The 12,521-nt window shown below is 68.3% G+C and carries 10 protein-coding genes; 3 read left to right on the forward strand and 7 right to left on the reverse strand.

Annotation, left to right across the window (positions count from 1 at the left end):
- Nucleotides 1–62: 62 nt before the first annotated feature.
- From ACLFA2_RS07805 to ACLFA2_RS07835, 7 genes are all read right to left on the reverse strand, one after another.
- Complete coding sequence (locus ACLFA2_RS07805; protein ID WP_297557071.1) at nucleotides 63–686, reverse strand: exosortase/archaeosortase family protein; 624 nt, start codon at nucleotides 684–686, stop codon at nucleotides 63–65.
- A complete protein-coding gene (locus tag ACLFA2_RS07810; protein WP_297557072.1) occupies nucleotides 683–2,029 on the reverse strand; it encodes a glycosyltransferase family 2 protein in 1,347 nt (448 codons plus the stop codon). The genes ACLFA2_RS07805 and ACLFA2_RS07810 overlap by 4 nt, the downstream gene beginning before the upstream one ends.
- The gene (locus ACLFA2_RS07815; RefSeq protein WP_167256368.1) at nucleotides 2,013–2,204 is read right to left on the reverse strand and encodes an LPXTG cell wall anchor domain-containing protein; all 192 of its coding nucleotides are present in this window, start codon (nucleotides 2,202–2,204) and stop codon (nucleotides 2,013–2,015) included. Before ACLFA2_RS07815 ends, ACLFA2_RS07810 begins: the two co-directional genes overlap by 17 nt.
- Nucleotides 2,204–3,352, reverse strand: a complete 1,149-nt coding sequence (gene wecB, locus ACLFA2_RS07820) for a non-hydrolyzing UDP-N-acetylglucosamine 2-epimerase (protein ID WP_347124360.1) — start codon at nucleotides 3,350–3,352, stop codon at nucleotides 2,204–2,206. The genes ACLFA2_RS07815 and wecB overlap by 1 nt, the downstream gene beginning before the upstream one ends.
- A gap of 59 nt (nucleotides 3,353–3,411) precedes the next feature.
- Nucleotides 3,412–5,505 carry a DUF11 domain-containing protein gene (locus ACLFA2_RS07825; protein WP_347124358.1) on the reverse strand — a complete coding sequence of 698 codons (2,094 nt, stop codon included), beginning with the start codon at nucleotides 5,503–5,505 and terminating at the stop codon, nucleotides 3,412–3,414.
- 109 nt (nucleotides 5,506–5,614) lie between these two features.
- Nucleotides 5,615–7,069: a sigma-70 family RNA polymerase sigma factor gene (locus tag ACLFA2_RS07830; protein WP_315072663.1), complete on the reverse strand. Its 1,455-nt coding sequence runs from the start codon at nucleotides 7,067–7,069 to the stop codon at nucleotides 5,615–5,617.
- Between the two features lie 118 nt (nucleotides 7,070–7,187).
- Complete coding sequence (locus ACLFA2_RS07835; protein WP_426622347.1) at nucleotides 7,188–9,005, reverse strand: DUF5979 domain-containing protein; 1,818 nt, start codon at nucleotides 9,003–9,005, stop codon at nucleotides 7,188–7,190.
- Nucleotides 9,006–9,571: 566 nt separating this feature from the next.
- Between ACLFA2_RS07835 and ACLFA2_RS07840 the strand changes: the two genes are divergently transcribed.
- The 3 genes from ACLFA2_RS07840 (at nucleotide 9,572) to ACLFA2_RS07850 (ending at nucleotide 12,504) form a co-directional block, all read left to right on the forward strand.
- Nucleotides 9,572–10,309 carry an SGNH/GDSL hydrolase family protein gene (locus ACLFA2_RS07840; protein ID WP_021200191.1) on the forward strand — a complete coding sequence of 246 codons (738 nt, stop codon included), beginning with the start codon at nucleotides 9,572–9,574 and terminating at the stop codon, nucleotides 10,307–10,309.
- A gap of 102 nt (nucleotides 10,310–10,411) precedes the next feature.
- Nucleotides 10,412–11,152 carry a peptidase E gene (locus ACLFA2_RS07845; RefSeq protein ID WP_167256378.1) on the forward strand — a complete coding sequence of 247 codons (741 nt, stop codon included), beginning with the start codon at nucleotides 10,412–10,414 and terminating at the stop codon, nucleotides 11,150–11,152.
- Complete coding sequence (locus ACLFA2_RS07850) at nucleotides 11,149–12,504, forward strand: anaerobic C4-dicarboxylate transporter family protein (RefSeq protein ID WP_021200189.1); 1,356 nt, start codon at nucleotides 11,149–11,151, stop codon at nucleotides 12,502–12,504. Before ACLFA2_RS07845 ends, ACLFA2_RS07850 begins: the two co-directional genes overlap by 4 nt.
- Nucleotides 12,505–12,521 lie beyond the last annotated feature (17 nt).

The raw sequence follows: 12,521 nt of genomic DNA on the forward strand, positions 1-12,521 counted from the left end.
TCATCTGGTGGAGGCGAGCAGGACTGCTGCGCCTCCCACTAGACGGAAGGAGTGCTGTTCGGTTACGCCCGCCGGCCCCGCGATTCACGGCGGTTCGGATCCCGACGGAACAGGTGCAGGTCGGCGATCACCACGACGAAGACCAGATAGGCGGCGCTGAAGCCGATGATGCTGAGCACCGAACCGATCAGTCGGTGCGTCAGCTCGTAGCCCACCTCGAACCCCAGCGCCTGCGATCCGAGGGCGATCACCCCGAGACGGAGCTGGTTCGTGACGAAGATGAGCACGACGGAGAGGAGCAGAGACTTCACGACCTGCCTCCAGCGCACTCGCGTCGTGGCGAGAATCACGCCGCTGAGCGCCAGGAGGGGCGCGGTGAGGAAGGCGACGGTGCACTCGATCGTCACCATGAATGCGACGGTCCGGCCCGGCTCGACTTCGAGGATGTAGTAGTTCAGGTAGTGGCGCACACCGCCGGGGACGAACGGTGTGAGCCACGAACCGGCCACACCCGCCTCGAAGATGCGAAACCGTTCTTCGAGGAGCACGAGGAGCACGGCGGCGACGATCAGCAACACTCCGACGGTGTATCGAGCCGCGATGTCGGCCGGGGCACGGCGTGATTCCTCGCGATCGCTGCGGCTGCTGCCTCGTGCGTCCGGGTTCAGAGCGAGCGTGTGCATCATGTGTCCTTCGCGATCGGTCCGGCGACATCGGTCTCTCCGTTGCGCCGAGTCTTCGCCCATCCGTTTCGACCGCGGAGGATCCGGTAGATGGCGCGAGCACCCGTCAGGTAGACGTAGTAGTCGTAGAGCCACATCCCGAATCCCCAGAGCACTCCGGTCCAGAATCCGGCCTGCGGTTCGCTGTAGCGACGGTAGAGCGGCCCCCAGATGAAGAAGGGGCCGATGCCGAACAGGAGGTAGAAGATCGCGAGGAGGAGCACGGAGCTCGGGGGCAGGGTCACCGCACCGGACAGGAGGCCGACGGCTGCTCCGATCACCAGCAGGACGGCCGCGGCGCTGGCGACGACCTGGAACAACGGCAGCATCAGGTAGTAGCAGACCTCCAGGACACCGGCGTTGGAGAGTTTCGTCGAACGCGCGATCTCGGGGATGTAGCGGATGCACTGCATGTTGCCCTGCGCCCAACGGGTGCGCTGGACGGTGAAGCGCCGGAAGTCGTGCAGAGCCTCCTGAGCGACGAAGGTGTCGTGGAGGTGCCTGTTCTTATGTCCCGCGAGGAGCACGTGGATCCCCAGCTCGTAGTCTTCGAGGAGCGACCCGTGCCAGGGCCGATCGGACCGCTCGGCGATGTCGTCCAGCACGGAGAGCCGAGTGAACTGCCCGTTTCCGCCGAGGCCGACGGTCTGGGTCCAGCCGCGAAGCGACTGGACCGCCGCGATCGGGCCTCGGAATTCGAGGTCCTGCATCCTGATCAGGAATCGTCCGAAGGTGTTGCGGGCCCACCCCGCTCCCTCGACCGGATGCCGGTCATCCCGATTCTTCATGAAGACCGTGACCTGGGCGGCGCCCACCTCTGGATCACCGAAAGCATACGGAGAGGCGGCCTGGCGGAGGATGTTCTCCGCCACTTCACCATCGGCGTCCACGACGCAGACGACGACGCGGGTTCGATCCGTGTCGACGGGAAGGAACGCGTTGAGCTCGAAATAGGCGGCATTGAGAGCATCGCCCTTTCCGGTGCGGGCCTCGGGACGCCGCCGCTGGACGAGGTGCACGTAGGGATCCGCATCGGCGGCGGCCTGCACGAGCGCCGCCGTCCGATCATCGCTGTCGTCGTCGATCACCCAGACGTGCGCTTCGGGAACCGTGGTGCGAAGCATCTCGATGGTGCGTCCGATCACGACCTCCTCGTCCCGACAGGGGACGAACATGTGCCAGTCGAACAGATCCACCCTCCCTTCCGGGTCGGGTGTGCGACGCAGGAAGGGCACGACGATCATGAAGACATAGACCAGGAATGTCAGGGTGACGAGGAAGGAGATGGCGTTAGCGGCAGCGATCATGTCGCTCTCGCGGCTCAGGAGCGACGACACGCAGGAGATGCCGACGCCAGACCAGAAACGCCCCGGCTCCCACAGCGACTGCGCCGAGGACCGCCCAGACGATCACGGAGTCGGGCCCGGTCATCGCGAGCACCCCGACCACGGCCACGGGCGCGGAGACTTCGCTGCTGTACATCACGCCTCCTCGGTGAACAGATCGGCCACGACCGAGTGGATGTGCGCGGCGATGCGTTCGGTCGCCCTGCCGTCGCCGAACGGCGAGGGCAGGGAACCCAGCGCGAGAAGAGTGTTCTTGACATCGGCGAGCAGGGTCGCGGTCTCCGCCGCGAGCGTCTGGGGCGTCACCAGCTTCGTGAAGGTACCGAGCGCCTCCGGGCGCTCGGTCGAGTCCCGGACGACGAGCACTGGACGCGCGAGGACGGTGGCCTCCTCCTGGATACCGCCGGAATCGGAGACCAGCACCGCGGCATGCGCGGCCAGAGCGAGGAACCGCTCGTACGGGAAGGGCTCCTCGGCGATCAGCGCGTCGAGAAGGTGCTCCGCGTCGAGGTCAGCAAGCATCGCGCGTGTCCGCGGATGCACCGGGAAGACGACCGGCCACCCCGATGACGCGATGTCGTTGAACGCGTGCAACGTCGCGAGCAGGTTCTCGGGCGAGTCGACGTTCTCCTGCCGATGCAGGGTCGCCAGCACGTATCGGTCGGGATAGACCCCGAGGTGGACGAGTTCCTCCACATCGGATTCGACCGAAGCCCTCTGCCGGAGCACGGCTTCGACCACGGGGTTGCCCGTGACCAGGATGCGCTCGTCGGGGATTCCCTCGTCGAGCAGATTCGATCTGTTCGCCTCGGTCGCGGCGAAGAGATCGTCGGAGATGTGATCGACCATCACCCGGTTGTGTTCCTCCGGCATGCGGCGATCGTTGGCGCGCAATCCCGCCTCGACGTGCCCCAGACGCACTCCGGCGGCGTTCGCAGCCAGGGCGGCGGCGAATGTCGCGTTGGTGTCGCCCTGGACCACGACGTACTTCGGTCCGATCTGGCTGATCGCCTCGGCGATCTGCTCGGCACCGCGCCCGATCTGCGCCGCACGCGGCAGCCCGCCGACGTGGAGCTGACGGTGGACGCGGGCGATCCCGCACGACTGGAGGAAGACCGCCGACATCCCCCGGTCGTAGTGCTGACCGGTGTGGACGACGTACGCGGCATCACCGAGCCGACGGATGAGCGGCGCGAGTTTGACGATCTCGGGGCGAGTGCCGAACACGATCATGACCGAGGACGTCGGCAGTTCAGACGTTGGGGACGGGAAGGAGAGCTTCATTTTGGGTACCTCGAACAGCCCCCGGGGGAAGAATCCCCCGGGGCCGACACGGTGAGTGGTTAGTGGTTGGACTTGCGGCGAACGCCGGCGACGGTGAGGAATGCCCCAGCCGCGAGGAGGACGACCGCGGGGATCGCCAGAGCGAACGTCGCCCCGGTCTGGGCCAGCCCCGCCGGTGCGGGGGTGATGGCGGTCTCTGCGCACGACCAGGATTCGTCTCCGCCGCACGCGTGCGCCGCGGTGTGCGGAGGGAGCGCGGGCAGATCGGCCAGGTCGTCGGGGTAGGGCACCCCGGCCTGCTTCGCCGCGGTGCGCAGGGCATCACTCATGCTCTGGTCATAGGAGATGGTCGCGCGATTGACGACCTTGGCGGTCGTGCCCAGTGGCACCTGCGCCCGCATCGTCATGGTCGCCGTCTGACCAGGGAGGATCTGCTCCACCATCCAGCCGACCCGGTCCCTGACAGCGATGCCCCCCGTCGATGCGGAGATGAACCGTGCCCCATCGGGCAGGTCGTCGACGACCGGGATCTGCACGGCGGTACCGGGACCGGTGTTGGTCACGGTGATCGTGTAGTCGAGGATGGCCCCGGCCTGTGCAGTGGGCTGCTTCACGGTCTTGCTGATCTCCAGCGACGCACTCGCGGGGACGACCGTCAGCGCGCATGCCTGCTGGACGTCATCGGGACACGGGGTGATCACCGTCGGTGCCGGCGTGCCCGCGGGGGCATCGGCCGGATTCTGGACCGCGGCGCGATTCACGATGTTCGCCTCGTCGAGCCCACCCGGAGTCGTTCCGGTCACGTGCAGCTCCACCACGCCGCCGGCGGGCACCTCGGGGACGGTCCAACGGACCACGCCTTCGGCGACCACACCCCCTCGATCCGCGGATACCTGGGTGAGTGCGGCAGGAAGCAGGTCCCTGACCGGCACCCCGACAGCAGCGGTGGTGCCGGAGTTGGCGACGGTCAGGGTGTAGGTGAGCACCTCACCGTGTCCCGCGACCTGCTTGTCGACGGTCTTGGACACCGACAGCGCAGGCAGCGCGGCGATGACGGTGGAGGCGCACGCAGCGGCCGAGTCGTCGGCGCACGGCGTCGTGTACGCGGGAGCGGGGGTCTCGGCGGGTGCGTCGGCGGAGTTCTTCACGACGGCCCGGTTCACGAGGGTCGTGCCCGCGCCGGAGCGGTCCACGGTGCCACGCACATGCAACTGGCTCTGACCGCCGGCGGGGATCTCGTCGACGGTCCAGGACACGCTCGCGTCGCCGATGTCTCCCCCCTGCCCTGCGGTGACACCGGTCAGCCCGCGTGGGAGGGCGTCGGTGACGGGAACCCGGCGCGCAGCGGCGTCGCCCGTGTTCTTGACCGTGATGGTGTAGTCCAGCTCATCTCCGGGCACCGCAGCCGCCTTGTCCACGGTCTTCGAGACGGAGAGGCCGGGAAGGGTCGGAACGGGGGTCGCCGTCGCGGTCACCCCGAACGCGTAGCCGTCGAGGCCGGCCGCCTGGTCTGCGCTCAGCGCGAAGCGCGCCACGTCGAACACGATCCGGGTGATCTTGGTCCCCGGCACGGTGAAGCTTCCGCAACCCCCGGGCCGAGTCGGTGCGGAGCAGTTGATCTTCACGTCACCGCGATGAAAGCCGTCGCCACCGTCGGTGAATGTCGCGCCGGCCGACACGACGGCGGCCGTCGCACCGCCGTCAGCCGAGGAGAAGCGGATTCCGTCGGCGGCGGACCACCCGGTCGCGGCGCCCCCGTTGCCGGCACCGAACTCCGCGATGTGGATCGCAGGGTTGTCGACCGGACGATCGAATTCGACGGTGATCTGCCCGTCGGCGCATCGTGCGGCGCTCCCGCAGTCGCGACTGGAATGGATGTTGAGGACCGGAAGGTCCTTCGCCGATACGCCGTCGGCATACATGGCGTCGACTCCGCTCCATGCGCCGAGCGACTGCCCCTGGCCTCCGAAGACACGGGCGCCGTCACCGGAGATCGTCGCGGTCGCGACGGTGCCGTCAGCGAGGGTGAAGACCCCGGTCTTGGGGTTCACGATGGTCGCGGCTCCTATCGCGGCAGACGCAGGAGCCGCGGACGCGACAGCTCCCATCGCGAGCAGGGTTCCGAGCAGGAGTGCGCTCGATCTCTTCCACATGGTGAGGTTGGTTCCAATCTCATGTTCCTGGCGGTTCGGGGAGGCGCCACAGGGGTGCCGCATGCGTACTGGACGCGGATTCCCGCGATCGATTACGCGAGGATCGAGATCAATCCACGACGACCACCTCCGCCCATGCGCTGCCCGAGACTCCGGCGATGTTGGACTGAGCGAAAGCGAAACCGATCGCTGTCCCCGACGGCACCGGGTAGGAGCTGACATCGATGCTCGCCTGCCACGTCTCGTCGGTGGTGCATGTTCCGGCGGCGACGGTGACCCCGTAGGCGGAGACGGAGACCTCGGCGCCGACCTCGCAACGCACCGAGGCGCTGATCCACTGGGTCCGCGTGACCTGGGAAGGGATCGAGAGGATCACCGGCGGGCCGGGGACCTGCGCAGGAGCGGGAGGAGGTGGGGGCGCAGCGGGGGGTGAGGAGGCCTGCGGGAGCGGGGTGGTCTCTGTAAGCGGCACGGCAGAGGGCTCGGCCGTCGGTGCCGCACTGGGGACGAGGGTGGGGAGATCGGTCGGGAGGGAACCGGAGCCGGGCCCCGCATCCGAGGAGTCGGTGTGCGCGAACGCCGTGGCAGCGACCGCACTGTCGTTGTTGTTCACGACGCTGCCGGTGACCCCGACGGCGAGCGCCGCAACCGTCACGATGGCCATTCCGACGAGGCCCGCTTTCGCCGCGGCGAGACCGGCGAAGGGCACCGTGACCGTGACGGGCATCGGGGCGGCTGTGGCGGAGGCTCCCTCGAGGGACAGCGATTGCCACACCTGAGCGCCCCCGCCGAGTGCGAGGCCTGCGGGGAACAGGATGGACAGCATCCGCGAGCTCGCCCGTCGGGCTTCCTCGGCCCCCGCGCGGCAGTCATCGCAGTGCTCGAGATGTGCACGGACCCGCTGATCGTCCCGGACGGTGAGGCGGCGGCGAGCGTGGGCCCCGATCTTGCCCAACGTCCACCGGCACTCCTTCGAGGTCGGGGGTCGCTCCTTCAGATGCGCGGCGATCCACGCCTGTCGGAGCCCTTCCCTGGCCCGGAACGCGAGCACGGCCGCGGCGCGTTCAGTGATCTCGAGGCGCTTTCCGATCTCCTGCATGGAGAGGTTCTCGACCTCACCGAACCAGAGGACCTCCTGCCAGCGCTCCGGGAGGGCGAGGATCGCCTTCGAGACCAGAGAAGCGTCGAAGTCGGCGTCTGCGGCGGCTTCGGTGGAGGCCGGGTCTTCGACCGTCTCGATGTGTTCGATGGGGACCTCGCGGCGGGCTCGACCCCAGCTGATCGCCAGGTTCCTCATCGTCGCGAAGAGATAGGGCTTGAACGCACTCTGGGGCCCTTTGCCGGCCTGCATCGCCTGATAGATACGGGTGAAGGACTCGGCGACGAGGTCGTCGGGGTCGGCCGACCACCAGTAGGTGCGGGCGACGGCTCTGGCCACGTGCTCATAGCGTCGCCAGAGTTCGGCATACGCACGCTGATCACCCGTGCGTGCGCAGGCGAGGAGTTCGGCGTCCGCCTCCCGGCTCACCTCCGCGTAGCGATGGTCTGTATAGCGATGGCTCATGTCGTCCCTTTCCCCCAAGGGCCTTGCCGGGATGCGCGGAAAGCAGCGATCCCGTGTGTTTCGCACCCCGAGGGTCCGCCAGCCGCATCGACTCGCGGACCCTGCCGGGGCCGTCGAACTAGTCGTGCGATCGGCGCAGTCGCCTCCTCACGACGAGGCTTGCGCCTCCCCCGAGCAGCAATGCTGCGAGCAGCAGGCTCGACACCGCCCCCTCGGTTCCGGTGGATGCCAGCGTCGAACCGGAAACGCCCGGATCCTTCGGCGTCACCGGCGGGGGCACGACCACGTCGACCGGGTTCTTCACGGCGACGGTGACGTTCTGATCGCCGACCGTGAAGCGCTCGGGACTGATCTGCGGCGCACCCCAGCTGATCCCCTCGATGGGCTTCGGAGCGCGCTCGCGGATCGTGACGTCGGCGCCGACGGGAAGCGCCGGCGCGGAGACGGATTCTCCCGCCGTCAGGGTGAGCTCTCCGGAACCTGCGGCGAAGCCGGGCCCTGCCGGGTACGAGTACTCGATGACGTAGACCGTGTCCGCTGGCACCCGGGTCGTCGCAGCAGAGGGACCCGAGACGGTCTTCACCGCGGAGAAGGGCTGACGCCGCAGCGTCGCGGTGTTGTTCAACGAGACGTCCACGGCGTTCCCGGCCTCGATCGCGAACGTCTTCGAGGAGAAGTCGGGCGCGGCCCAATCGAGATTCCCCGGGAGGCCGGCCAACGACTCGGAGAGCTCCACGATGCTGCCCACGGGGAACGCCGGGCTGGTCCAGGTCTCTCCCGCCTGGACGGCGAAGTCGCCGGTGACGGGAGTGCTACCGGGAATCGCGACCGAGTAGGCACCGCGGAAAGTGAGGTCGTCGAGGTTCGCGTCGTCTCCGCGAAGGTGCTTGGCGATCGTGAACGTGCCGACCTGGGTGCCCCCACCGGTTCCCGAGCCGCCGTGCCGCGTGACCTCCGACGTCGTCGTGGCCGTCGTCTGGGTTCCGACCTTGATGTCTGCGGCGTTCCGGTAGGTTCCGGCTGCTCCCCCATCGGTGACCTCGGAGAGGTAGTGGACGTTGTAGAAGTAGCCCTCCTCCGCCGTGAAGCTGACGGTGGCACCGTCCGCCGAGACGACGTAGTCGCTGAGGGGACGCTCGACGAAGGGTCCGGAGACGACGAGGCCGCCGGGGAGCGTCATGAGGGTGTTGGTCGCCCAGAGGCTCGGGAACCGCTCTCCGCTCGCCGAAACCGGGAGGAGGGCCTGGTTCGGTCCGAGGATGTCGTGGACCACCACTTCCTGGCCGCCCGTCATGCCCGTTGCGCCCGCGCCGACGGCGACATCCCAGAAGATCGTGTCGGTGCCGTTCTGATACTCACCGCTCTTGAAGTTCGAGCGACCGACGAAGTCGCAGTCGTCTGTGCACGCGAGTGCGGCCGGAGTCACCTCCACCGTGGCCGACGCGTCGCCGAAGTCGTACTCGACCGTGGTCTGCTCGGTCACCTCGGTGGTCACGGTCGCCCAGAACGAGAAGCCTCCGGAGAGGCCGACCGGATGGCTCTTCACGTACTCGCTGTCGAGATCGCACACGAGCTGATCCGCCGTGGTCACACAACTTCCCATCAGCGCTCCCCCCGCATCGAGCAGGGGGAACGCATCCTGCAGCCCCCGAAGACCCCCGGGGAGGTCGACGACGAACCCCGCAGGGGTGGCGGGGTTATCGGGCAGCGACCAGGAACCGGTCAGTTCGGCTTTCGTGCCGCTCTGGACGACGCCCTCGGTGAATTGCACGGCGTCGATCGACGCCTCCGTGGCGTACGGCGGCGCAGCCGAAGCCGGCGACGGCGCGATCACGAGTCCGATGAGTCCCGCGAGCAGGGCGAGGAAGGCGACGCCTCGGCGGGCGAGCCGCTGCGGCTGGGATTTCCGTGTTCGGGCAGGTGGCGGATCGGTCAACATGGTTCCTCCGGTGGCGGTCTTCGCGCATGAGCTTGCGTGCGCTGTGTCAGACAGGACTCGGCAGCCGCGGGGTCACTACGGCACCCGCGAGCTTTTTCGGAATCCGACAACGCCCCTTGGAGCTGACCTCTAACGTCCTCTGCGGTGCGGCCGATCGCTCGGGGCTCCGGTGCGATCGTGAGCGGTGCGCTCGGCACCGGCTGCGATGACGGCTCGGACCCGCACCGACAGTACGCGTCGACGCCCTCCTCGACCGCCCCTGCGCACGTGCGTATATCGGCGTTCTGGCATACGTGGTCGATCGCGGTACTGGTCCGCGTCCGCATCGACGAATGCGGGGAATGTGCGGCGGGCGAGGGGAGCCCGCCGCACGAGGGTGGCCGTCTGGGGAAGCAGGGGTGAGCGGGGACCCACCACCCGGGCGCCATGGACGGTGTCCGTGGCGCCCGACCGAACCCTCGCGAGCATGACGACGATCGACGCGGACCATTACGCGTGCGGCGGACGATTTTTGTCCGCCCCTCGGAACACAGCCGCGAAACCCGGCCGATAGGCTCGGTGCCGTGTCGAACGCCGAATCCTCCGTCTCCGCATCCGCCGCCTCCGACCTCCGCCGCATCGCCGCGGCCCTCGCGGATCCGGAGCCGCTGAACTGGGTCATCACGGGCGACTCGATCACCCACGGGCTGGTGCACACACAGGGCGGGCGCAGCTACCCGGAGCACCTGCACGAGCTGATCCGCGGCGAACTGGAGCGCGTGCGCGACGTCGTGCTGAACACCGCGATCAGCGGCAACCGCATCGTCGACCTCCTCGGCGACTGGGACCGTCGCGTCGCGTCGTGGCACCCCGACGTCGTCACGCTCATGATCGGAACGAACGACGCCTCCGACGGTGGACCGCGCGAGGTCATCACGGCGGACGACTACGCCGCGTCGCTGCGGGAGTTCGTCGAGCGGGTGCGCGGGCTCGGGGCGATCCCGGTGCTGCAGACCCCGCCCGCGATCGACACCCGCAACGCCCCGGAGCGGGCGCGCATCGGCGAGTTCGCCGATGCCGTGCGGCACGTCGCCGCGAGCGAGGACGTGATCCTGGTCGACCAGTACGCCCGCTTCGCCGATATCGGCGCCGGTGGCGTCCCGTGGGGGCTCATGAACGATCCGTTCCACCCGAACACCGAAGGGCATGCGGCCCTCGCGCTCGAACTCGCGCACGTGATCGGCATCCGCCCCGACGGGCCCCGCGCGCGCACCTTCGCCCTGCTCGAAGGAATGGTCGCGACCGCCCGGCTGAACGGCTAGACCGCTCGGACGCCCTCACCCTCGGTGGACGAAAGGCCTCTGGACGCCGCCGCAGGCCCCCGCTAGGTTGAGCGCATTCGCAGTCGTCGGAGAGGTGGGGGCATGTCTCACGTGGTGGCAACAGGGGCCGGGAAGGCCATGATGGAGCGTCGGAACGACCCGACGCACGATTACATCCTCGAGCTCACCGGCAAGGAGCGACCCCGCGTCCTCTTCGTCGGCACGGCCACGGGTGACGACAGCGCGTACATCGTGAGCTTCTACTCCACCTACGACTCCGACAGGTGCGCGCCACACCACCTGCCGCTCTTCCACCGCGCGGTCGACGACCTCGCCGGCTTCGTCAAGGGCTTCGACGTGATCCACGTCGGCGGCGGGAACACCGCGAACATGCTCGACGTGTGGAAGCGGCAGGGCCTCGACGAGATCATGCGCGAGATGTGGGAGGACCCCGACTCGAATGTGGTGTTCACCGGAGGCAGCGCCGGGGGCATCTGCTGGTTCGAAGGCGGCACCACCGACAGCTACGGTCCCACCCTGCAGGTCCTTCCCGAGGGACTCGGGTTCCTGCACGGCAGCTTCTGCCCGCACTACGACGCCGAGGACCAGCGCCGTCCGCTGTTCCACGCCTCTCTGCTGAGCGGCGAGCTCTCCACCGGGTACGCGGTCGGCAACCTCCAGTCCCTGCACTTCGCGAACTCCACCTTCGTGACCGCGGTCAGCCCCGTGGAGGACGCCCTCGCCCTGCGCGTCGAAGCCATCGACGGCAAGATCGTCGAGACCGAACTCCCCACGACGGTGCTCGCCGGGAACGCCCCGATCGTGAAGGGACCGTCGTCATGAACGACAACGTGTGGATCCTCGTCGCCGAGCTGATCGTCGTCATCGGCGCCATCTACATGGGCACCCGCACGAGCGGGATCGGGCTCGGCGTGTGGGGGCTGGTCGGCGTGGCCGTCCTCATCTTCTTCTTCGGCGAGGCGCCCGGCAATGCGCCGGTCGATGCGGTCTTCATCGTCATCACCGTCATCACCGCCGCATCGACCATGCAAGCCGCCGGCGGCATCGACTGGATGGTGTCGGTCGCGGCGAAGGTGATCAGACGCAGGCCGAGATCCGTGGTCTTCCTCGCCCCGGCGATGTCGTTCCTCTTCACGGTGGGCGCCGGAACGGGGAACATCTTCTACCCGTTGCTGCCCGTCATCTACGACGTCTCGTATCAGCAGAAGATCCGTCCGGAGCGGGCGCTCTCGGTCTCCGCCGTCGCCTCGCAGGTCGGCATCCTGTGCTCCCCCGTCTCCGCAGCCACCGCCTCGATGGTGGTGCTGCTCGCCCCTCAGGGAGTCGACCTCGGCGGGCTGCTGCTCATCATGTGGCCGGCCTCGATCGTCGGGCTCTTCGTCGCCGCACTCGTCATGATGCGTCACGGCAAGGACCTGGAGGACGACCCCGAGTTCCAGAGGCGCCTGGCCGACCACCAGATCAAGCCGCCGGAGACCGACGCCCACGAGAAGAAGCTGCCGTCGACCGCCGTCCTCTCCGCCTCGCTGTTCCTGGCCGGCGTCGGCGTGATCGTGCTCTTCGGCCTGTTCGAGAATCTGCGTCCGGTCATCGGCACCGACGACGCCGGCGACCCGGTTCGACTCAGCGTCACCGTGATCATCGAGGTCGTGATGGGCATCATCGCCGCCCTGATCTTCGTCTTCTGCAAGGTGAAGGCGGCCGACGTGCCCAAGCAGCCCACGTTCCCCGCCGGCATCGTCGGCGCCATCGCGCTCTTCGGCATCGCCTGGCTGGCGAACACGTTCGTCGCCGCGAACCAGACCCTCATCGTCGACGGACTCGGCTCGGTGGTCTCCGGGTCTTCGGCTTTCCTCGGCGCGCTGCTGTTCGCGCTGGCGCTGTTCGCGGTCGCGATGCTCACGACCAGCCAGTCGAGCGCCACGAACGCGATCGTGCCGATCGGCATCACGATCGGCCTGCCCGCCTCGCTCCTGGTGGGGCTCTGGCCGGCGGCGATGGGCATCTACACGCTGCCGGCCAACGGCAGCCAGGTCGCGACCGTGGCGTTCGACCAGACGGGAACCACCAAGATGGGCAAGTTCGTCTTCGACCACTCGTTCCAACTGCCGAACCTCATCTACGTGGCCGTGGCGATCATCGTGGGCGTGCCGCTCTCGTTCCTGTTCACGTGAGCTGAGCGGTCGTCCAC

Source organism: Microbacterium sp. As-52 (assembly GCF_049949185.1).
Lineage (GTDB): Bacteria > Actinomycetota > Actinomycetes > Actinomycetales > Microbacteriaceae > Microbacterium > Microbacterium maritypicum_A.

Excerpts from the sequence above, each read along its gene's own strand:
- ACLFA2_RS07805 (WP_297557071.1), bottom strand. The coding sequence starts at position 686 with ATGATGCACACGCTCGCTCTGAACCCGGACGCACGAGGCAGCAGCCGC.
- ACLFA2_RS07810 (WP_297557072.1), bottom strand. The coding sequence starts at position 2,029 with ATGATCGCTGCCGCTAACGCCATCTCCTTCCTCGTCACCCTGACATTC.
- ACLFA2_RS07815 (WP_167256368.1), bottom strand. The coding sequence starts at position 2,204 with ATGTACAGCAGCGAAGTCTCCGCGCCCGTGGCCGTGGTCGGGGTGCTC.
- wecB (WP_347124360.1), bottom strand. The coding sequence starts at position 3,352 with ATGAAGCTCTCCTTCCCGTCCCCAACGTCTGAACTGCCGACGTCCTCG.
- ACLFA2_RS07825 (WP_347124358.1), bottom strand. The coding sequence starts at position 5,505 with ATGTGGAAGAGATCGAGCGCACTCCTGCTCGGAACCCTGCTCGCGATG.
- ACLFA2_RS07830 (WP_315072663.1), bottom strand. The coding sequence starts at position 7,069 with ATGAGCCATCGCTATACAGACCATCGCTACGCGGAGGTGAGCCGGGAG.
- ACLFA2_RS07845 (WP_167256378.1), top strand. The coding sequence starts at position 10,412 with ATGTCTCACGTGGTGGCAACAGGGGCCGGGAAGGCCATGATGGAGCGT.
- ACLFA2_RS07850 (WP_021200189.1), top strand. The coding sequence starts at position 11,149 with ATGAACGACAACGTGTGGATCCTCGTCGCCGAGCTGATCGTCGTCATC.